The organism is Citricoccus sp. K5 (genome assembly GCF_902506195.1).
Lineage (GTDB): Bacteria > Actinomycetota > Actinomycetes > Actinomycetales > Micrococcaceae > Citricoccus.
The window spans coordinates 743,118-764,313 of sequence record NZ_LR732817.1; the positions used below are offsets into that span (position 1 = coordinate 743,118).

20 protein-coding genes are annotated in these 21,196 nt (G+C 69.7%); all 20 read left to right on the forward strand.

Annotated features, from left to right (window positions below; genetic code table 11):
• Positions 1-6: 6 nt before the first annotated feature.
• The 20 genes from BOSE125_RS03215 to BOSE125_RS03310 all read left to right on the forward strand — a co-directional run bounded on the left by BOSE125_RS03215 (position 7) and on the right by BOSE125_RS03310 (position 21,146).
• Positions 7-756: a sulfite exporter TauE/SafE family protein gene (locus tag BOSE125_RS03215; protein ID WP_371300738.1), complete on the forward strand. Its 750-nt coding sequence runs from the start codon at positions 7-9 to the stop codon at positions 754-756.
• A gap of 8 nt (positions 757-764) precedes the next feature.
• Positions 765-1,424, forward strand: coding sequence for a ribosome maturation factor RimP (gene rimP, locus BOSE125_RS03220; RefSeq protein WP_159549827.1), 660 nt, complete (start codon positions 765-767; stop codon positions 1,422-1,424).
• Complete coding sequence (nusA, locus tag BOSE125_RS03225) at positions 1,425-2,390, forward strand: transcription termination factor NusA (protein ID WP_159549829.1); 966 nt, start codon at positions 1,425-1,427, stop codon at positions 2,388-2,390.
• 95 nt (positions 2,391-2,485) lie between these two features.
• Positions 2,486-2,797 (forward strand): YlxR family protein, encoded by a 312-nt coding sequence (locus BOSE125_RS03230; protein ID WP_159549831.1) that lies wholly within the window; start codon positions 2,486-2,488, stop codon positions 2,795-2,797.
• A gap of 131 nt (positions 2,798-2,928) precedes the next feature.
• Positions 2,929-5,796, forward strand: a complete 2,868-nt coding sequence (gene infB, locus BOSE125_RS03235) for a translation initiation factor IF-2 (RefSeq protein ID WP_159549833.1) — start codon at positions 2,929-2,931, stop codon at positions 5,794-5,796.
• A 43-nt stretch (positions 5,797-5,839) separates the two neighbouring features.
• Complete coding sequence (gene rbfA, locus BOSE125_RS03240) at positions 5,840-6,289, forward strand: 30S ribosome-binding factor RbfA (protein WP_159549835.1); 450 nt, start codon at positions 5,840-5,842, stop codon at positions 6,287-6,289.
• 32 nt (positions 6,290-6,321) lie between these two features.
• Positions 6,322-7,284: a tRNA pseudouridine(55) synthase TruB gene (truB, locus tag BOSE125_RS03245; protein WP_201301256.1), complete on the forward strand. Its 963-nt coding sequence runs from the start codon at positions 6,322-6,324 to the stop codon at positions 7,282-7,284.
• A 5-nt stretch (positions 7,285-7,289) separates the two neighbouring features.
• Positions 7,290-7,652, forward strand: a complete 363-nt coding sequence (locus BOSE125_RS03250) for a hypothetical protein (RefSeq protein WP_159554636.1) — start codon at positions 7,290-7,292, stop codon at positions 7,650-7,652.
• A gap of 88 nt (positions 7,653-7,740) precedes the next feature.
• Positions 7,741-8,112, forward strand: a complete 372-nt coding sequence (locus BOSE125_RS03255; RefSeq protein WP_115933136.1) for a hypothetical protein — start codon at positions 7,741-7,743, stop codon at positions 8,110-8,112.
• 42 nt (positions 8,113-8,154) lie between these two features.
• Entirely contained in the window at positions 8,155-9,120 is a 966-nt protein-coding gene (locus BOSE125_RS03260) for a bifunctional riboflavin kinase/FAD synthetase (protein ID WP_159549838.1), read from the forward strand.
• A gap of 29 nt (positions 9,121-9,149) precedes the next feature.
• Positions 9,150-9,938, forward strand: coding sequence for a class I SAM-dependent methyltransferase (locus BOSE125_RS03265; RefSeq protein ID WP_236557793.1), 789 nt, complete (start codon positions 9,150-9,152; stop codon positions 9,936-9,938).
• A gap of 99 nt (positions 9,939-10,037) precedes the next feature.
• On the forward strand, positions 10,038-10,307 hold the full coding sequence (gene rpsO, locus BOSE125_RS03270; protein ID WP_115930821.1) for a 30S ribosomal protein S15: 270 nt from the start codon (positions 10,038-10,040) through the stop codon (positions 10,305-10,307).
• Between the two features lie 260 nt (positions 10,308-10,567).
• A complete protein-coding gene (locus tag BOSE125_RS03275; protein ID WP_159549844.1) occupies positions 10,568-12,844 on the forward strand; it encodes a polyribonucleotide nucleotidyltransferase in 2,277 nt (758 codons plus the stop codon).
• Between the two features lie 129 nt (positions 12,845-12,973).
• On the forward strand, positions 12,974-14,311 hold the full coding sequence (locus BOSE125_RS03280; protein WP_159549847.1) for a pitrilysin family protein: 1,338 nt from the start codon (positions 12,974-12,976) through the stop codon (positions 14,309-14,311).
• A 156-nt stretch (positions 14,312-14,467) separates the two neighbouring features.
• Entirely contained in the window at positions 14,468-15,982 is a 1,515-nt protein-coding gene (locus BOSE125_RS03285; RefSeq protein WP_159549850.1) for a sodium:alanine symporter family protein, read from the forward strand.
• A 71-nt stretch (positions 15,983-16,053) separates the two neighbouring features.
• Complete coding sequence (gene dapB, locus BOSE125_RS03290) at positions 16,054-16,857, forward strand: 4-hydroxy-tetrahydrodipicolinate reductase (protein WP_159549853.1); 804 nt, start codon at positions 16,054-16,056, stop codon at positions 16,855-16,857.
• Positions 16,858-16,872: 15 nt separating this feature from the next.
• Entirely contained in the window at positions 16,873-17,322 is a 450-nt protein-coding gene (locus BOSE125_RS03295) for a hypothetical protein (protein ID WP_159549856.1), read from the forward strand.
• Between the two features lie 199 nt (positions 17,323-17,521).
• Positions 17,522-18,025 (forward strand): 2Fe-2S iron-sulfur cluster-binding protein, encoded by a 504-nt coding sequence (locus BOSE125_RS03300; protein ID WP_159554638.1) that lies wholly within the window; start codon positions 17,522-17,524, stop codon positions 18,023-18,025.
• The gene (locus BOSE125_RS03305) at positions 18,022-19,050 is read left to right on the forward strand and encodes a xanthine dehydrogenase family protein subunit M (protein WP_159549859.1); all 1,029 of its coding nucleotides are present in this window, start codon (positions 18,022-18,024) and stop codon (positions 19,048-19,050) included. Before BOSE125_RS03300 ends, BOSE125_RS03305 begins: the two co-directional genes overlap by 4 nt.
• Complete coding sequence (locus BOSE125_RS03310; RefSeq protein WP_159549862.1) at positions 19,047-21,146, forward strand: xanthine dehydrogenase family protein molybdopterin-binding subunit; 2,100 nt, start codon at positions 19,047-19,049, stop codon at positions 21,144-21,146. Before BOSE125_RS03305 ends, BOSE125_RS03310 begins: the two co-directional genes overlap by 4 nt.
• Positions 21,147-21,196: the final 50 nt, after the last annotated feature.

A 21,196-nucleotide genomic window follows, 5' to 3' on the forward strand; every position in this document is an offset into this window, starting at 1 on the left:
CTCGTGATGGTGCTCCTGGCCGGTCTCGCCGCCGGGTGGATCGACGCGGTGGTGGGCGGGGGAGGACTGCTCCAATTGCCCGTCCTGCTCATGGTCCCGGGCATCACCCCCGTCCAGGCGCTGGCCACGAACAAGCTGGGCTCCGTCTTCGGGACCACCACCAGCGCCATCACCTACTACCGGCGCATCCACCCGGACCTGAGCACCGCCCTGCCCATGGCGGTAGTCGCCCTGGGAGGCAGCTTCGGCGGGGCGATCGTCGCCACGCTGCTGCCGGCCGAGGTCATCAAGCCCGTGATCCTGCTGGCCCTCGTCGGCGTGGCCGTCTTCACGGCGGCCAGGCCCCAGCTGGGCCGTGACACGGGACTGCGTTACGAGGGCCGGCGCCACCTGGCCGTGGCGCTGCTCATCGGGGCGGTCATCGGCTTCTATGACGGGGTCCTGGGTCCAGGCACCGGGACCTTCCTGGTGATCTCCCTGGTGGCGATCCTCGGCTACACGTTCCTGCAGGGCTCGGCCCAGGCCAAGATCGTGAACCTGTTCACCAACCTCGGCGCCATCGCCTTCTTCCTGCCCTCCGGCCACATCCTCCTCGGCCTGGGCCTCGTCCTGGGGGCGGCGAACATGATCGGCGGCTACCTCGGGGCCCGGATGGCCATCCGGCGCGGCTCGGGCTTCATCCGGATCGTGTTCCTCGTGGTGGTGTTCGTCCTGATCGTCAAACTCGGTTACGACTTTGTTGCCGACTGGGCTTGAATGGACCCATGCACGACGCCACCGAAAACGCCACCGAACACCCTGAACGCACACCCCTGGCCGCGCTGGTCGCGCCCGCCGTCGAGTCCACCGGCCTGTACTTCGAGGCGGCCATGGTCGAGGGCGAGCCCGGTCAACTGATCCTGAAGGTCATCGTGGACCATGCCGACGGCACCGCCGGGTTGGATCTGGACGAGGTCGCCGAGGTGGCCCAGGCTATCTCCACTGCGCTCGATGCGGCGGGGTCCGACCTGCCGGAACTCGGCACCGAGCCGTACCAGCTCGAGGTGTCCACCCCGGGCGTCGAGCGACCGTTGACCGAGCCGCGGCACTGGCGCCGCAATGTCGGTCGTCTGGTCTCGGTCGAGGTCCTGCCCGACGACGGCCCGTCGCCCTCGCCGGCCACCTCACCCATGACCTCACCCACGGCCTTGCCCGAGGCGTCCGCCCCGGCGCCGGCCGGTCGGTTGACCGGGCGCATCCAGTCCGCCGACGAGGCCGGCGTCGTGCTGGTGCCGGTCAAGCCGGGGGCGAAGAAGGGGATGCCCGCGAAGATCGGTGATCCGGTCCGGCACGCATACGACCGCCTGGGACCGGCAACGGTGCAGGTAGAGTTGACCCGCGGTGGCGGAAGTGCTGCCGATGAAGAACTGAATTCGGAGGCCTGAGTGGACATCGACATGAGCGCCCTGCGGATGCTGGAGACCGAGCGTGAGATCCCACTGGACCGCCTCGTGCCCACCATCGAACAGGCTTTGGTGGTTGCGTACCACAAGTCACCCGGCGCCCTGTCCCGGGCCCGTGCGGAGATCGACCGCAAATCCGGCCACGTGACCATCTGGGCCACCGAGATCGACGAGGACGGCCAGGCAGTCGGCGAGTTCGACGACACCCCGCAGGGCTTCGGCCGGATCGCGGCGTCGACGGCCCGGCAGATCATCCTCCAGCGACTCCGTGACGCCGAGGACGACAATATCCTGGGCCAGTTCAAGGGCCGCGAGGGTGAGATCATCTCCGGGCTGATCCAGCAGGGCACCAACCCCCACATGATCCAGGTGAACCTGGGCTCGGTCGAGGCCGTCCTGCCGCCGCCGGAACAGGTCCCCGGCGAGGACTACTCCCACGGCCAGCGTCTGCGCGCCTACGTGGTGGACGTGCACCGCGGGCTGAAGGGCCCCTCGATCACGCTCTCGCGCTCCCACCCGGGGCTGGTCCGCAAGCTGTTCGAACTGGAGGTCCCCGAGATCGCCGACGGCTCCGTGGAGATCCTCGCCCTTGCCCGCGAGGCCGGCCACCGGACCAAGATGGCCGTGAAGGCCACCAAGGCCGGCATCAATGCCAAGGGTGCCTGCATCGGCGAGATGGGCTCCCGCGTCCGCGCCGTGATGAGCGAGCTGAACGACGAGAAGATCGACATCGTCGACTTCAGCGAGAACCCGGCCGCCTTCATCTCCTCCGCCCTGTCCCCGGCGCGGGTCAGTTCCGTGGAGATCGTGGACGAGGCCACCCGGTCGGCCCGCGTAGTCGTTCCGCGGGACGTCCTCTCGCTGGCCATCGGCAAGGAGGGGCAGAACGCCCGTCTGGCCGCCAAACTGACCGGATGGCGGATCGACATCTCCGGCGAAGAGGCCTGAACCCGGCCGGTGGCCGCCACCTGCTGGCCCACCGGACCGACTGAGGTAGACTGGCCAGGTCCATTTCCATTTCCTTGACGGAACAGGCTCCTGAAATGCAGGTACACACCCCGGTGCGCACCTGCGTCGGGTGCCGGGGGAAAGAGGACCACACCAAGCTGGTGCGCCTGGCGCTGGAGGAGGTCACGAGTCCCGGACTCGTGGTTCCCGACTGGCGCCGGCGCAAGCCGGGCCGAGGGGCCTGGATCCACCCGGATCACGCTTGCCTGCAGGCCGCCCTGAAGAAGGGCGCATTCAACCGGGCCTTCCGAGGCCGTGTGGATGCGACCTCCCTGGCCGGACTGTTCGCCGGGCATCCGGATGCACCGGTGTTGAAGACCGAGAACGAAAGCGGGTCAGAGATCTGATGGAAACCCGATGAGCACCACACGATGAGTGCCCAACGATGAACACCACCCGTCATTACGGTCCGCTTGACACGGCCCGGGGGAGCTGAGGCTCCCCTCGAGGCCACGACGCGGACCAGAACAGGAGAACCGTGGCTAAGGTCCGCGTCCACGAGCTCGCCAAAGAGCTCGGCATTTCATCCAAGGAGGCCCTGAACAAGCTTCAGGACATGGGCGAATTCGTTCGTTCCGCCTCCTCGACCATCGAACCCCCGGTGGTCAAGAAGCTGCGTTCCGCCTATGCGGACGCAGCACCGAAGACTCCCTCCAAGCCGGCGGCCGCCAAGCCTGCGGCAACCACTCCGGCACCGGCCGCCCCCGCGGCCGAGAAGCCGTCTGCTCCGGCCACCCCGGCCGCGGAGAAGCCGTCTGCTCCGGTCGCCGCGAAGCCGGGCGCACCGGCACCGGCACCGGCCGCCCCTGCGGCTGAGAAGCCGTCTGCTCCGGCACCGGCCGCGCCTGCGGCTGAGATGCCTGCTGCTCCCGCCGCGCCGGCCGCCCCGGCAGCCTCGGCGGAGGCTCCCGCACCGGCGGCACCAGCGTCCTCGTCCGCGCCGAAGCCGGCCACCCCAGCCCGTCCGGGTGCCCCGAAGCCGGGCGGCACCAAGCCGGCCGCCCCGCGGCCCGGCAACAATCCGTTCACCTCCAAGCAGTCCGCGCCCCGCGCAGACGAGCGTGGCGGCGAACGCTCGGGTGGCCCGCGTCCTGGCGGCCCCCGCCCCGGTGGCCCGCGTCCCGGCAACAACCCGTTCGCGCCCAAGCAGGGCATGCGTTCGGGCCGTCCGGACGCTGGTGAGCGTGCCGGCGGTCCCCGCCCCGGTGGTCCGCGTCCGGCAGCCGCCGGCGCGGGTGCCGGTGCCCCCCGTCCGGGTGGCGCACGCCCCAGCCCGAACATGATGCCAGGCCACATCAACAAGCCGCAGCCGGCCTCCGCCCGTCCGGGTGGCCGTGGACGTCCCGGTGGCGCTCCCGGCGGCGGGACCGGTGGCGGTCCGCGTGGTGGCCGTCCCACCGGCCGCGGCGGCACCCAGGGTGCCTTCGGCCGCGGTGGCCCCGGTGGCCGCAAGCAGCGCAAGTCGAAGCGCGCGAAGCGTCAGGAACTGGAACAGAAGTCGGCACCGTCGGTCGGCGGCGTCTCCGTCCCGCGCGGTGACGGCACCACGCAGCTCCGCCTGCGCCGCGGCTCGTCCCTGAGTGACTTCGCCGAGAAGATCAATGCGGATCCGGCCTCGCTGGTGACCGTGCTCTTCCACCTGGGCGAGATGGCGAACGCCAACCAGTCCCTGGACGAGGAGACGTTCCGCGTGCTCGGGGAGGAACTCGGCTACCAGATCGAGATCGTCTCCCCGGAGGACGAGGACAAGGAGCTCCTCGAGGCCTTCGACATCGACCTCGACGCCGAGGAAGAGGCGGAGACCGAGGACGACCTCGAGAAGCGCCCGGCTGTCGTGACCGTCATGGGCCACGTGGACCACGGCAAGACCCGACTGCTGGACGCCATCCGCTCCACCAAGGTCATCGAGGGTGAGGCCGGTGGCATCACCCAGCACATCGGTGCCTACCAGGTGGATTTCCAGCACGGCGAGACGGACCGCAGCCTGACCTTCATCGATACCCCGGGCCACGAGGCGTTCACCGCCATGCGTGCCCGTGGTGCCAAGGTCACGGACATCGCGGTGCTCGTGGTGGCCGCTGATGACGGCGTCATGCCGCAGACCGTCGAGGCGTTGAACCACGCCAAGGCGGCCGGCGTGCCGATCGTGGTCGCGGTCAACAAGATCGACAAGCCCGAGGCCTCCCCGGAAAAGATCCGCGGTCAGCTCGCCGAGTACGGCCTGGTCCCCGAGGAGTACGGCGGCGACACGATGTTCGTGGACGTCTCCGCCCGGAACAACCTGAACATCGAGGAGCTGCTCTCGGCCATCCTGCTCACCGCGGACGCCGCGCTGGAGCTCACCGCCAACCCGAACAAGGGTGCCCGCGGTGTGGCCATCGAGGCGAACCTGGACAAGGGCCGCGGTGCCGTCGTCACGGTGCTCGTGCAGTCCGGCACCCTCCGCGTCGGAGACACCATGGTGGTGGGCCACGGCCATGGCCGCGTCCGCGCCATGTTCGACGATGACGGCACCACCGTGACCGAGGCGCCGCCGTCGCGTCCGGTCCAGGTGCTGGGCCTGTCCTCCGTGCCGCGCGCCGGCGACACCTTCCTGGTGACCGAGGACGACCGCACCGCCCGCCAGATCGCCGAGAAGCGCGAAGCCGCCGATCGCAACGCCATGCTGGCCAAGCGCCGCAAGCGGATCTCCCTGGAGAACTTCGACCAGGCCGTGGCCGAGGGCAAGATCGACACCCTCAACCTCATCATCAAGGGCGACGCCTCTGGCGCCGTGGAGGCCCTCGAGGACTCCCTGCTCGAGATCGAGGTCGGTGCCGAGGTGCAGCTGCGCGTCATCCACCGTGGCGTGGGTGCCATCACGCAGAACGACGTCAACCTGGCCACCGTGGACAACGCCATCATCATCGGCTTCAACGTCCGCCCGGCCGAGCGCGTCACCGATCTGGCCGACAAGGAGGGCGTGGACATGCGCTTCTACTCGGTGATCTACGACGCGCTCGATGACATCGAGAGCGCGCTGAAGGGCATGCTCAAGCCGGAGTACGAAGAGGTCCAGCTGGGTACCGCGGAGGTCCGCGAGGTCTTCCGGTCCTCCAAGTGGGGCAACATCGCCGGCACGCTGGTCCGTTCCGGGCTCATCCGCCGCAACGCCTCCGCCCGCCTCGTGCGGGACGGCAATGTGGTGGCGGACAAGCTCAAGATCGAGTCGCTGCGCCGGTTCAAGGACGACGCCACCGAGGTCCGCGAGGGCTACGAGTGTGGTATCGGCCTGGGTGGCTTCAACGACATCAAGGACGGGGACATCATCGAGACCTTCGAGATGCAGGAGAAGCCGCGCGTCTGAGTTGACGCGCCGGCCGATCCCCCCAAGGAGAAAGGACGGTCCCATGGTGGATCAGGCACGTGCGGCCCGGTTGGCCCAACGGATCAAGGTCCTGGTCGCCGAGGCCCTGCGCAAGCGGGTCAAGGATGATCGGGCTGAGGCCATCACCCTCACCGAGGTGCGGGTGACCAACGACCTCCAGCACGCCACCGTGTACTACACGGTGCTCGGTGATGCCACGGCGGCCGAGGGCGCCCGGGAGGTCCTCGAGGCCCACCAAGGCGTCATCCGGCACGAGGTCGGGCGCCAGCTGACCATCCGGCTGGTGCCGACCCTGGAGTTCGTGGCCGATGAGGTCCCGGAAACCGCGGCGCACCTCGAGGAGGTGCTCGCCCAGGCCAGGGAGCGCGACGCCGAGCTGGCCCGGTTGCGGGAGAACGCCTCCTTCGCCGGTGAGCCCGACCCGTACAAGAAGGACGGCGAGGACAGCGGGAACGAGGACGCGGCCCGTTGAGCAGGTCTTCCAGGCAGTCCCGGGACCGGGAGCTGCCCGAGGGCGCTCCCGGCACCGAGGCCTCCGGCCTGGTGCTCGTGGACAAGCCGGCCGGTTGGACCTCCCATGATGTGGTCGGGAAGGTCCGCCGGCTGGCCGGCACCCGCAAGGTCGGTCATGCCGGCACCTTGGATCCGATGGCCACCGGCCTGCTGGTGGTCGGCTTCAACAAGGCCACCCGTCTGCTGACGGCGATCACGGGGACGGACAAGACCTACCTGGCGACCATCCGGCTCGGTGTCTCCACCGTGACGGACGACGCCGAGGGGGACGTGCTGCAGACCCGGCTCGCGAACGCGGTCACGCCGGAACGGGTGGACGCTGCCGTGGCCGACCTCACGGGCGACCTCCAGCAGGTCCCCTCGGCGGTGTCCGCCATCAAGGTGGACGGGCAGCGCGCCTACCACCGGGTGCGGGCCGGCGAGGACGTGCGCCTCGATGCCCGGCCCGTCACGGTCCGCCGCTTCGAGGTCACCGGTTACCGGCGCGCCGAGGACGGTACCACCGTGGACCTCGACGTCGAGGTGGACTGCACCTCCGGGACCTACATCCGTGCCCTGGCCCGGGACCTGGGGGAGGCCCTGGAGACCGGAGGCCACCTGACCGCCTTGCGGCGCACCGCCGTCGGGCCCTTCTCCGTGGCCGATGCCGTGACCCTCGAGGACCTGGCGGTGCGCTTCACCTCCACCGAACTCTCCGTGGCCGCGGCCGGGCTGTTCCCCGTGCGCCGGCTGACCGGTGAGGAGGCCTCTGAGCTGTCCTTCGGGCGGCGCATCGAGGTCACCGGCACCGAGGGGATGGTGGCCGCCCAGGCGCCGGACGGCACCGTCGTCGCCCTGATCTGCGACCAGGAGCGCCAGGGCCGCCCGGAGGTCCTCTCCGCCAAGCCCGAGATCGTCTTCGCGCCCGCCACAGCACCGGCAGCAGCCTCGACGCAGGACGGCGGGCGGACGTGACGGAGGTGGCGACCGACGGCTGGTTCTGGGCCGGCACCGCGTTGTGTGCCCTCTCTCTGGTGATCTGTGTGGTGATGACCTTCATCCGCACCTTCCCGGACGACTTCTCCATCCTCTCCGTGGCCGCGGTGGAGCTCTTCCTGATCACCTACGGCGTGGGGGCGATCTTCCGCCAGACCGGAGGCGAGCCCCTCCAGGGGGAACTCTGGGAGTTCTGGGGCTACGTCCTCACGGCGCTGGTTGTCTCCCTGGTCGCGGTGGTGTGGGCCGTCACGGACAAGACCCGCTGGTCCAACCTGGTGATGGCCGCCGTGGGGCCGACGATCTTCGTGATGCTCTACAGACTGCAGGTGATCTGGTTTGGCTGAGGCCGAGAACAACAAGAACAACAAGGGCAATAAGACCAAGGAGAACAACAGGCCCCGGCGGAACCAGGGGCTCGGCCGCATCCTGGTGATGGTCTACGCCGTGTTCGCCCTGTCCTCCTTCGCGCGTTCGATCTTCCAGATCGCCACGCACTTCGAGCAGGCGCCCCTGGCCTATCTGCTCTCCGCCTTCGCCGCCGCCGTCTACATCGTGGCCACGCTGTCCCTGGCCCGTTCCGGCCGCACGGCCTGGTACGTCTCGGTCGTGGCGGTGGGCATCGAACTGGTGGGCGTGGTCGGGGTCGGGCTCTGGACGCTCCTGGACCCGCAGCTGTTCGCCGATGACACGGTGTGGAGCCGCTTCGGCGCCGGTTACGGGTACATCCCGCTGATCCTGCCGATCCTGGGCCTGGCCTGGCTGCTGGGACACCGACCCCGCGTCGAAGTGGAAAGCCGCCCCTGAGGGGGTGGATAATCGAGAGATGAGCCGGAGCGGAGGGACTGCATGCACTATTGGGACGGCCTAGCCGCCGTACCGGAGAGTCCCGCACCCTCCGTGGTCACCATCGGGAACTTCGACGGGGTGCACCGTGGTCACCTCCAGGTCCTCGACCAGGTCGTCTCCGCCGCGCGCGGTTCCGGGGCGACGTCCGTGGCCATCACCTTCGACCCGCACCCCCGGGTGGTGCACCGGCCCAATGACCTCCAGGAGGCCATCACCGGCTACGAGGAGAAGGCGCGGCTGATCGAGCAGGCCGGCATCGACGCGATGCTGGTCATTCACTACACCCTCGAGTTCGCCCAGCAGAGCCCCGAGGAGTTCGTCAAGAACGTGATCGTGGACGCCGTCAACGCCACGGCGGTGGTGGTGGGCCGGGACGTCCGCTTCGGCTACCGCAACTCCGGTGACTTCGGCACCATGGTGGAACTCGGCCGGACGTACGGCTTCGAGGTCATCGACGTCGCCGACTTCGGCGAGGACCGCCGCTGCTCCTCCACCTGGATCCGCGAATCGCTGCGCGAGGGCGAGGTCCGCGAGGCCGCCGGCGTGCTGGGCCGCAACCACCGCGTGCATGGCGAGGTCGTCCACGGCTTCGCCCGGGGCCGCGAGCTGGGGTTCCCCACCGCCAACCTCTCCGACGAGGTCCAGGGCATGATCCCGGCCGACGGCGTCTACGCCGGCTGGCTCTTCGACGAGGCGCACCGGCGATGGCCCGTCGCCATCTCGATCGGCTCCAACCCGACCTTCGAGGGGGTGTCCCGGGTGGTCGAGGCCCATGTCATCGACCGGCCGCAGGAGCAGGTCGAGGACTTCGACCTGTACGGCCAGTTCGTCACGATCGAGTTCGTGGAGCGGCTGCGCGGCATGGTCGCGTTCGAGGGCATCCCCAAACTCGTCGAGCAGATGACCCAGGACGTCGACCGCACGCGTGAGGTCCTCGCCGCGGTGCCGGCGGACCCACGTCCGTGACCGTGCGGTGTGAGCACAGGGACAGTCCGGTGACAGGTCCCGTCCCGAACCGGCCTGGTGGGGACCCCCGCCTCGACAGCGCCTCCCGCCAGAGCCTCGGGGCCGCGTTCGTCACCGGGGGAGAGCACTACCACGCGGTGCGGCCCTCCTACCCGGAGCAGACCGTCGACTTCCTGGTCCCGGCCGGTGCCCGCACCGCCGTGGACCTCGGCGCCGGCACCGGCCTCTTCACCCGGCTGCTGGCGGACCGGGGGCTCGAGGTCACCGCCGTGGACCCCTCAGCCTCCATGCTGGAACCGCTGCGGCGCGCGGTGCCCTCCGCCGCCGTCGTGCAGGCGGCCGCGGAACACACCGGACTGGACTCCGGCGGATTCGACCTGGTCACAAGCGCGCAGGCGTGGCACTGGATCGACCCGGACGCCGGCTCGGCGGAGGCCGCGCGGCTGCTGCGCCCCGGCGGGACGCTGGCCCTGGTGTGGAACCAACTGGACACCTCCGTGCCCTGGGTCCACCGGCTCACCCGGATCATGCACGCCGGGGATGTCCATGCGGCCGGCTCCGGCCGGCCATCGCGGCGCACGCGCGCTCCCTTCGGAGCTGAGGAGCACCACGAGGTGCGCTGGACGGACCGCACGACGCCGGCCGGCCTCCATGCGCTGATGGCGTCCCGTTCGTATTGGCTCCGCTCGGGCGAGCACATCCACGCGCGGATGACCGCCAACCTCGAGTGGTACCTGCACGAACACCTGGGATTCGCTACGGATGAGACGATCGAGCTGCCGTACCTGACGCTCGCGCTGCGCACGCGACGGGACTGAGGGCACCCGGACTGCTAGACTGGTGTGTTGGTGCCCGCTGCAGTCCGCGGTGGCGGGATCCACCATTTCTGATCGCGGCACAACTCATAAGGAGTTCGCGTGGCACTCGACCCCGCCGTCAAGCAGGACATCATGAAGGAATACGCCACCCACGAGGGCGACACCGGTTCCCCGGAAGTACAGGTTGCTGTGCTGTCCCGTCGCATCTTGGACCTGACGGAACACCTGAAGTCTCACAAGCACGACCACCACACCCGCCGCGGCCTGATGGCCCTGGTCGGTCGCCGTCGTCGTATGCTCGGATACCTCGAGCGCACCGACATCGAGCGCTACCGCTCGCTGATCGGGCGCCTCGGCCTGCGTAAGTGACATCCTGACTTCAGGCGGCGTCCCGCGTATGGGGTTTCCCCCTTCGGGCCGCCGCCTTTAGTCTGGTCCGGGAGGGTCACCCGATGTGACCGTCCCTGCTGCATACCAGTCAGCACCCCCATCAAGCCCGTCACGTCCATCCATTCGCGGTCCTCGACAGTGGCTTCCGGAACCTCACGACCATCGTGTCCGAGCGTCCGGAGGCTTCGATCGAAGACCGGGTGGTGACGCGGCGGGCCGTGAAGAAAGGACACCCACCCATGGAGGGTCCCGAAATCAAGTTCGCCGAAGCCGTCATCGACAACGGCACCTACGGCCAGCGCGTCGTGCGCTTCGAAACCGGCCGTCTGGCCCAGCAGGCCGCCGGCGCGGCCATGGTCTACATCGACGAGGAGACCTCGATGCTGTCGGCCACGACCGTCGGCAAGTCCCCGCGTGAAGGCTTCGACTTCTTCCCGCTGACCGTGGACGTCGAGGAGCGCATGTACGCCGCCGGCCGCATCCCCGGTTCGTTCTTCCGCCGCGAGGGCCGCCCGTCCACGGACGCCGTCCTCACCTGCCGCCTGATCGACCGCCCGCTGCGTCCCGCGTTCACCAAGGGCATCCGCAACGAGGTCCAGGTCGTCGTGACCGTCACCTCGATCGCCCCGGACGAGGTCTACGACACGGTGGCCATCAACGCCGCCTCGATGTCCACCCAGCTCTCCGGCCTGCCGTTCTCCGGCCCGATCGGCGGCGTGCGCGTGGCCCTGATCGACGACGGCACCGGCAGCCGCCAGTGGGTCGCCTTCCCGAAGCACTCCCAGCTCAAGGACGCCGTGTTCAACATGGCCGTGGCCGGCCGTGTGGCCGGGGACGACATCGCCGTGATGATGGTCGAGGCCGAGGCCACCCCGGACTCCTGGAACCTGATCAAGGAACAGGGCGCCACTGCTCCGACCGAGGAGATCGTGGCCGAGGGCCTCGAGGCTGCCAAGCCGTTCATCAAGGCTCTCTGCGACGCCCAGGCCGATCTGGCCCAGCGCGCCGCGAAGGCCCCTGTCGAGATCCCGGTCTTCAAGGACTACGAGGACGATGCCTACGAGGCCGTGGAGCAGTTCGCCGCCGCCCGCCTGCAGGAGATCTACTCGATTGCCGACAAGCTGGAGCGCCAGAACACGGATGACGCCTACCGCGCCGAGGTCGTCGAGGCCCTGGCGGGCGAGGGCACCCAGTTCGAGCAGCGCCGCGGCGAGATTGCCAAGGCCTACGGCGCGGTGACCAAGAAGGCCGTGCGCCAGCAGATCCTGACCAACCAGGTCCGCATCGACGGCCGTGGCCTCACGGACATCCGCAAGCTGACCGCCGAGGTGGAGGTCCTGCCGCGCGTGCACGGTTCGGCCATCTTCGAGCGCGGCGAGACCCAGATCATGGGTGTCACCACGCTGAACATGCTGAAGATGGAACAGCAGATCGACTCGCTGGCCCCGGAGACACGCAAGCGTTACCTGCACCACTACAACTTCCCGCCGTACTCCGTCGGCGAGACCGGCCGCGTGGGCTCGCCGAAGCGGCGCGAGATCGGCCACGGTGCCCTCGCCGAGCGCGCCATGGTCCCGGTGCTGCCGTCCCGCGAGGAGTTCCCCTACGCGATCCGCCAGGTCTCCGAGGCGCTGGGCTCCAACGGGTCCACCTCCATGGGCTCCGTCTGCGCCTCCACCCTGTCGATGCTGAACGCCGGTGTGCCCCTGAAGGCCGCCGTGGCCGGCATCGCGATGGGCCTGGTCTCGGACACCGTGGACGGTCAGACCCGCTACGCCGCCCTGACGGACATCCTCGGCGCCGAGGATGCCTTCGGCGACATGGACTTCAAGGTGGCCGGCACCTCCGAGTTCGTCACCGCGATCCAGCTGGACACCAAGCTCGACGGCATCCCGGCCTCCGTGCTGGCCGCCGCGCTGACCCAGGCCCGTGAGGCCCGCCTGCACATCCTGGGTGTCCTGAACGCCGCGATCGATGCCCCGGACGAGATGAGCCAGTACGCACCGCGCATCATCGCGGTCAAGATCCCGGTGGACAAGATCGGTGCGGTCATCGGCCCCAAGGGCGCCATGATCAACCAGATCCAGGACGACACGGGTGCGGACATCTCCATCGAGGACGACGGCACCGTGCTGATCGGAGCCACCGAGGGTTCGGCAGCCGAGGCCGCCCGTTCCGCGGTCAACGCCATCGCCAACCCGCAGGTCCCCGAGGTCGGCGAGCGCTACCTCGGCACCGTGGTGAAGCTGACCACCTTCGGTGCGTTCGTGTCCCTCACCCCGGGCAAGGACGGCCTGCTGCACATCTCCGAGCTGCGCAAGATCAACGAGGGCAAGCGCGTCGAGGACGTGGAGGACGTCGTCGAGGTCGGCCAGAAGATCCAGGTCGAGATCACCAAGATCGACGACCGCGGCAAGCTGTCCCTGGCCCCCGTGGTCGAGGGCGGCGAGTCCGAGAACAACGAGTCGGATGCCGTGTCGGACGCCGATGAGTCTGACAAGTCCGAGGAGAACTGATCTCCCGCTGATCGCCTGAAGGAGCTGACCCGTCAGCTCCACCGGCCCGTGGCCCGCACTTCGGTGCGGGCCGCGGGTGGTTAACGTCCCGGTGAGGCCAGCCGCGGCGGCGCTGGTAGTTTCGGAGGCATGAGTCCTACGCTGCCGATTCCCGCTGATTTCACCGGAACCATCCAGGACGCCGGCCATGGCTCCGTGGTCCGGCGTTCCGTGTTGCCCGGAGGAGTCCGGGTGCTGACGGAGGCGATGCCGGACCAGCGCTCGGTCACCATCGGCTTCTGGATCGCCGTGGGATCACGGGACGAGGCGGAGGGCGGATTCGGCTCGACGCATTTCCTGGAGCACCTGCTCTTCAAGGGCACCCCCACCCGGTCGGCCATGGACATCGCCACCGCGTTCGATCGCGTCGGCGGGGAGTCCAACGCCTCCACGGCCAAGGAGTCCACGTGCTATCACGCCAGGGTGCTGGACACCGACCTGCCGATGGCCATCGACGTCATCACGGACATGGTCACCTCCGCCCTGATCGATGCGACCGAGCTCGAGACGGAGCGCGGGGTGATCCTCGAGGAACTGGCCATGGATGCCGACGATCCCATCGACACCGCGCACGAGGCCCTGGCAGCGGCCCTGCTGGACGGTCATGAGCTGGGCCGTCCCATCGGCGGCACCGCCGAGACCATCAACGCCGTGACACGTGAGCGCGTGCTGGAGCACTACCGCCAGTGGTACCGCCCGGACGAATTGGTGGTGACCGCTGCCGGCGGCCTGGACCATGACGAGGTGTGCCGGCTCGTGGTCGAGGCGTTGGAACGCTCGGGCTGGAACCTGCCGGACGGCGCTTCCCCCGCCCCGCGGCGCAGCCATGTGTACACGGGAGCGGGGATCTCCGAGGGTTTGCACCGGATCTCCCGGCCGGTGGAGCAGTCCTCGATCCTGGTCGGCGGGCGCTCAGTCCACTCCCTGGATCCCGACCGGTTCGCGCTGGCCCTGATGAACTCCACCCTGGGAGGGGGCATGAGTTCGCGCCTGTTCCAGGAGATCCGGGAGAAGCGCGGCCTGGCCTACAACACCTACTCCTTCTCTGCCGCCTATTCGGACGTCGGCTACTTCGGTCTCTACGCCGGCTGCTCCCCGCAGAAGGCCGACTCCGTGGCCGAGCTCATGGTCTCGGAACTGGAGCGCCTGGCCGAGCACGGCATCACCGACGAGGAACTGGAACGCGCCCGCGGCCAGCTCTCCGGCGGCACCGTGCTCGGGCTGGAGGACACCGGGTCCCGGATGTCCCGCCTGGGCCGGGCCGAACTGGTCACGGGGGAGTTCGTTGACCTGGACGGGGCCCTGGACCGGCTGCGCGCCGTCACGGCCGCGCAGGTGCAGGCGGTGGCCCAGAGACTGGCGGCCTCCCCGCGGGCCACGATCATGGTCGGCCCGGACGTGTCGGCGGACGGGCTCTCCGGCAGCTGAGCGTTTCCAGGACGTTTCCATCCGCGCCTTCCACGGGGAGTCGCTTGACTCGGCGTGGCGTGTGCAACATTCTGGACGGCATCGACCTCTCACAGGCCGATCCGTCGCCCGAGGGGTCGGGTACCGCACCACGGACAGAAAGACCGGTTCACCGTCATGGATCAACTGCAAACAGTGCTGGACAACATCGGCTCGTTCGTCTGGGGTCCGTTCTTCCTCATCCCCCTGCTGTTGGGCACCGGCCTCTACCTGACCATCCGTCTGGGCTTCCTGCAGTTCCACAAGCTCTTTCCCGCCCTGAACCTGGGGATCATCCGTCGGCGGGATGCGGACACCGAGGGAGACATCTCCCAGTTCCAGGCCCTGACCACCGCCCTGGCCGCCACGGTCGGCACCGGGAACATCGTGGGTGTGGCCACCGCGATCGGTATCGGCGGACCGGGTGCCCTGTTCTGGATGTGGGTCACGGGACTGCTGGGCATGGCCTCGAAGTACTCCGAGGCGTACCTGGCCGTCCGGTTCCGCACCACCGACGAGGCCGGTGACAAGTCCGGCGGCCCGCAGTACTACCTGCAGAAGGCCATCAAGGGTCCCGTCGGCAAGATCCTGGCACTCACCTTCGCGGTCTTCGCCTTCCTCGCCTCCTTCGGCATCGGCAACATGACCCAGAGCAACTCCATCGCGGCCAACGTCGAAGGCTCCTGGAACGTGGCCCCATGGATCACCGGCATCATCCTGACCGTCATGACGCTGCTGGTGCTGGTGGGCGGAATCAAGTCCATCGGCAAGGTCACCGCCGGATTCGTTCCCGTCATGATCGTCTTCTACGTGGCCGCCTCGCTCTACATCCTGATCGTCAACCTCGTGGACATCCCGGCCGCCTTCGCGCTCATCTTCACCGATGCCTTCACCGGCACGGCCGCGGTCGGGGGCTTCACCGGCTCGATCCTCATCATCGCCATCCAGTACGGCGTGGCCCGCGGTATGTTCTCCAATGAATCCGGGATGGGCTCGGCGGCGATCGCGGCGGCAGCGGCCCAGACGTCCCACCCGGTCCGTCAGGGCCTGGTGTCCATGACGCAGACGTTCATCGATACGCTGATCGTGGTGACCTGCACCGGCCTGGTGATCATCACGACCGGGGCGTGGAACGTGATCGACGAGGCCACCGGTGAGCAGATCTCCGCGGCGCTGATGACCGGCGAGGCCTTCTCCCACGGCCTGCCCGGCGAATGGGGTCACTGGATCGTCACCATCGGCCTGATCATGTTCGCCTTCTCCACCATCCTCGGATGGTCCTACTACGGTGAGCGCAACGTGGAACGCCTCTTCGGTCAGCGGCTCGTGATGCCCTACCGAGTCGTGTTCTCCCTCGTGGTGTTCGTGGGCTGCACCGTGCCGCTGTCCATTGTCTGGAGTTTCTCCGACATCATGAACGGCCTGATGGCCCTGCCGAACCTCATCGGACTGCTGGTCCTCTCCGGCTTGGTCGCCCGCGAGACCCGGCACTACCTCAAGCATGATCCGAAGCTGGTGGCCAGCACCGCCGAGATCGAGGCCTTCATGGTGGACCGGCCAGGCTGGGCGGACTGGAAGTCCGGCAACGTGGTCGGCTCATCCCGCACGCACACCGGGCGGGCGCCGGTGGAGTCCGTCCGAGACCTGGACTAGCAGACACCTGCCGACGGCCCGCGCGGGGCCGTCGGCGCCGAGGGCCTCCGGAGGCACCTAAACTGGAGGTCATGACTGCGCCCGAGACCGAATCCCGCACCGTATCCCGCCCCGAACTCAGCGCCGAGCCGATCCGGGTCGCCATCCTCGGAGCCACCGGCAAGATGGGCCGCTACGCCGTGGCGGCCGTGGGCGGAGCCCCGGATCTGGAGCTGGTGGCCGAACTCGGCTCCCGGGATCCCGTCTCGGCCGCCCTCGATGCCGGCGCGAGCCACGTGCTGGACCTCACCGTCCCGCAGGTCTCGCCGGACAACGTGGCCTTCGCCGTCGAGCACGGCCTGCACGCCGTCGTCGGGACCTCCGGCTGGTCCGCCGAGCGCCGGGAGACGCTCGCGGGGCAGCTGGCGGCGCATCCGGAGGTGGGCGTGCTGATCGCCCCGAACTTCTCGGTCGGCTCCGTCCTGGCCAGCGCCTTCGCCGCAAAGGCCGCCCGTCACTTCCCCTCGGTGGAGATCATCGAGATGCACCACCCGGACAAGGTCGATGCGCCTTCCGGCACGGCGGTGCGGACCGCGGGACTGATCGCGGACGCCCGCCAGGCGGCCGGCGTCGGAACCTCCCCGGACGCGACCGCCCATGATCCGCACGGCGCCCGCGGGGCCCTGGTGGACGGGATCCGCGTGCACGCCGTGCGACTGCGCGGGCTGGAGGCCCACCAGGAGGTCCTGATGGGCGGGCCGGGGGAGCAGCTGGTCGTCCGTCACGACGCCTTCGACCGCGGGGCGTACATGCCCGGTGTCCTGCTGGGGCTGCGGACCGTGGCATCCCGGCCCGGCCTGGCCTACGGCCTGGACGCCTACCTGGACCTCGACTGAGCTGGACCGGAGACGATGAGAACCAAGATCGGAGTGGTGGCGATCGCCGCCCTCATGCTGCTGTTCGCCGTGGTGGCGGTCGTGTCCGCCGTGGGCTTCCTGCAGGCACCCCAGCCCATCGCCAAGATCCTCGGCGTGGCCGTGCTCTGCGTGGTCGCCGTGGGTGTGTGGACGCTGTGGCGCGAGTTGCGCTTCGGACTCACGATGGAGAAGATGGGCCGCACCCTGGAGGCCGAGGGCGGACTGCCCGAGGACAACCTGCCCCGCTCGGCCGCGGGACGCATCGACCGCGCGGCCGCGGACGTCCAGTTCGAGACCTTCCGTGCGGAGGCCGAGGTCGCCCCGCGGGACTGGCGCTCCTGGTACCGGCTCTCCCTCGGCTACGACGCCTCCGGGGACCGTTCCCGGGCCCGGAAGGCCATGCGGGACGCGATGGCGTTGTACTCCGCCCGGTCAGGGAGCTGAGGGCCCGGCTCTGATCGGGCCGTTCTCACCGGGCCGCGGGTGTGGCCAGGCGAGCCGCCGCCTCGGTACTGTGTGCGCAGCAGGACCGCACACTGCCGGCCAGGGAGGGCCTTTGGAACACGTCGCAGCACACCATCCGGACCACGACTCGCCGCACACCGGGTCACCACACACCTCACAGCACGTCCCGGAGCAGGGCATCACCCTCCGGATCGATGGCACCGACCACGAACTGACCGTTGACACCCGAACCACCCTGCTGGACGCCCTGCGCGAACGCGCCGGCAACACCTCGCCCAAGAAGGGCTGCGACCACGGACAGTGCGGCTCCTGCACGGTCCTGCTGGACGGGCGCCGGCACCTGACCTGCCTGGCCCTGGCCGTGGCCTATGACGGCGCCGAGATCGTGACGGCGGCGGGACTGGCCGGACCGGCAGACGAGGGGGACCTCCACCCGGTCCAGCAGGCGTTCATCACGCACGACGGCTTCCAATGTGGCTACTGCACGCCGGGTCAGGTGTGCTCCGCCGTCGGGATGCTCGAGGAGGCCGGCCGGGGAGCTCCCAGCCACGTGACCGCCGACCTCGAGGCGGACGTGGAGCTCACCGACGAGGAGATCCGCGAGCGCATGAGCGGCAATCTGTGCCGCTGCGGCGCCTACGCCGGCATTCTCAGCGCGATCCGGGAGTCGGCGGGCCGATGAGACCACTGACCTATGCAGCCCCCGCCACCGCCGCAGAAGCGGTCAGCGCCGTCAGCGGGGATCCCCAGGCGCGGTTCCTGGGCGGCGGGACGAACCTGGTGGACCACCTCAAACTCGGGGTCAGCACGCCCGGACGGCTGGTGGACATCAGCCGGCTTCCGCTGGACACCGTCGAGCAGACCGAGGCGGGGGTGCGGATCGGCACCAACGTGCGCAACAGCGACCTGGCCGCCCACCCGCTCCTGCGCAGCGGCTGGCCCGGCATCAGCCGGGCCCTGCTGGCCGGGGCCAGCGGCCAGATCCGCAACCAGGCCACCACCGGCGGCAATCTGCTGCAGCGCACCCGGTGCGTGTACTTCCAGGACATCACCACCCCGTGCAACAAACGGGAGCCGGGCAGTGGCTGTTCGGCCCTCGAGGGGTACGGCCGGTACAACGCCGTGCTCGGTGCCAGTGAGGCCTGCGTGGCCACCCACCCCTCAGACCTCGCCGTCGCCCTGACCGCCCTGGACGCCGTCGTCGTGGTCCTGGGGCCCGATGGCGAGCGGCAGGTCCCCATGGCGGACCTGCACACTCTGCCCGGGCACCACCCCGAGATCGAGACCACCTTGTCCCACGGTGAGCTGATCACCGCGGTCGAAGTCCCGGCCACGCCGTTGGCCCGGCGCTCGACCTACGTCAAGACCCGGGACCGGGCCTCCTTCGCCTTCGCCCTCGTCTCGGTCGCCGCCGCCGTGACCCTCGACGACGACGGCGTGGTCGCGGACATCGCGCTCGCCTGGGGCGGGGTCGCCCACAAACCGTGGCGCGCCACCCGGGCCGAGGCAGAGCTACGGGGACGCCGGCCGGACGAGTCCGCGATCGCCGCGGCCGTGGAGGAGGAACTGCGGGCGGCGGCCTTCGGCCCGGACACCGAGTACAAGCGCCCGCTGCTGCGGGGCGCCACCACGGAGGCACTCTCCCGTCTCCTCGGCGGTCTGGACGGGAAGCCCGACGGAACATCGGAGAAGGAGGGGGGACGATGACCGCGAACCCCGTACGGGCCGTGGCCATGGGCACCGCGATGGAGCGGGTCGACGCCCGGGAGAAGGTCACCGGCCGCGCTGCCTACGCCGTGGAATACGACGCCGAGGCAACAGCCGCGTCCGGCGGGTCTCCATTGCACTGCTGGCTGGTGACCTCGACCACCGCCAAGGGGCGGGTGCTGCGCGTGGACGCGAGCCAGGCCCTGGAGCATCCCGGCGTGGTGGCGGTGCTGGACCACACCACCGCACCGAGACTGGCCACCACGGACAACCGCGAACTGGCCGTGCTGCAGGACGATCGGATCGGGTTCCGCGGCCAGATCGTGGCCCTGGTGCTGGCTGAGACCCCTGAGGCCGCCCGCGAGGCCGCCCGTCTGGTGCAAATCCACCAGGAGGACGAGCCGGCGTCGGTGGTCCTGGAGGGTGCGGAGACCTACCGGCCCGAGACGGTCAACGCGGGCTTTCCGTCTGACACCGACGAGGGTGACGTCGAGGCGGCGCTGGCGGCAGCGCCGGTGCGGATCGAACAGACCTACACCACCCCGCACGAGCACAACAACGCGATGGAGCCCCATGCGGCCACGGCCCTGTGGCACGAGGACACGCTGACGATGTGGGACTCCACCCAGGGCGTCCACAGCGTTGCCTCGACCCTGGCCCCGATGCTCGGCATCGACGTGGACCGGGTGCGCGTACAGGCGCCCTACGTCGGCGGCGGGTTCGGCAGCAAGGGGCTGCCCCACAGTCCGGAGATGGCCGTCGTCCTCGCCGCACGCTGGGCTGAGGGACGGCCGGTCAAACTGGCTGTGACCCGCCAGCAGATGTTCGCCCTCACCGGGTACCGCACCCAGACGATCTCCCGCCTCCGCCTGGGCGCCGAGCCGGACGGTCGCATCGTCGCCCTCGACCACGCGGTCGAGGTCCAGAGCTCCGCCATCAAGGAATTCGTCGAGCAGGCCGCCGTCCCGGCACGGATGATGTATGCCGGTCGGCACCGGCGGACCAGCCACCGGGTGGCCGCACTCGACGTCGCTGTCCCGTCCTGGATGCGGGCACCGGGGGAGATGCCCGGCATGTACGCCCTCGAAGTGGCCATGGACGAGTTGGCGGTGGCGTCCGGCGTCGATCCCCTCGAGGTGCGCGAGCGCAACGAGCCCGAGGTCGATCCCGAGACCGGCAACCCGTTCGGCAACCGGCGGCTGGTGGAGTGCCTGCACCGTGGCGCCGAGCTCTTCGGGTGGGCCGACCGCCCCGCCGAGCCGCGTGCCACCCTCGACGGCGACTGGTGGGTGGGCACGGGCGTCGCGTCCTCGACCTATCCCGCCCACTTCTTCCCGGGCAACGCCGCCCACATCGCGGCCCTCGGCGGGGGGCGCTATGCCGTCTCCATCGGAGCGGTCGACATCGGCACCGGGGCCCGGACCGCCCTGCTGCAGATCGCCGCCGATGCCCTGGGCGTCGGGGTGGCCGACGTCGACCTGGCGATCGGTGACACGGACCTGCCGTTCGCCACCGTGGCCGGCGGGTCGTCCGGCACGGGTTCCTGGGGCACCGCCATCACCCAGGCGGCGCAGCAATTCCGCGCGGACCACGGCGAGGACCCGGACCGCGGGGTGGAGACCACCGCGACCGCCGAGTCCTACCCCGACGTGGAGCACCTGGCCATGCACTCCTTCGGCGCCGTGTTCGTCGAGGCACGGGTGCACCGCTGGACCGGTGAGGTGCGGATACCGAGGATGCTCGGCGTCTACTCGGTGGGCCGGGTGATCAACCCGACCACGGCGCGCTCGCAGTTCCTCGGCGGACTCGTCATGGGGCTCTCGGCCGCGTTGTTCGAGGAATCGGTGCGCGATCCCCGCTTCGGCCACGTCGTCACCCAAGACCTGGCTACCTACCACGTCGCCGCGCACGCGGACATCGGCGACCTGCAGGTCGAGTGGCTCGACGACGTCGACGAGCAGGCGACCCCCATGGGGTCCCGGGGGATTGGGGAGATCGGCATCGTCGGTACCTCCGCCGCCGTTGTCAATGCCACCTACCACGCCACCGGGATCCGGGTCCGAGACCTGCCCGCGACCGCCGACAAGTTCCTGTGAGCCCCACGCGTCCTCCGGTGAGCCCCGGGCCCGTCGCGGTGAGTGGCCCG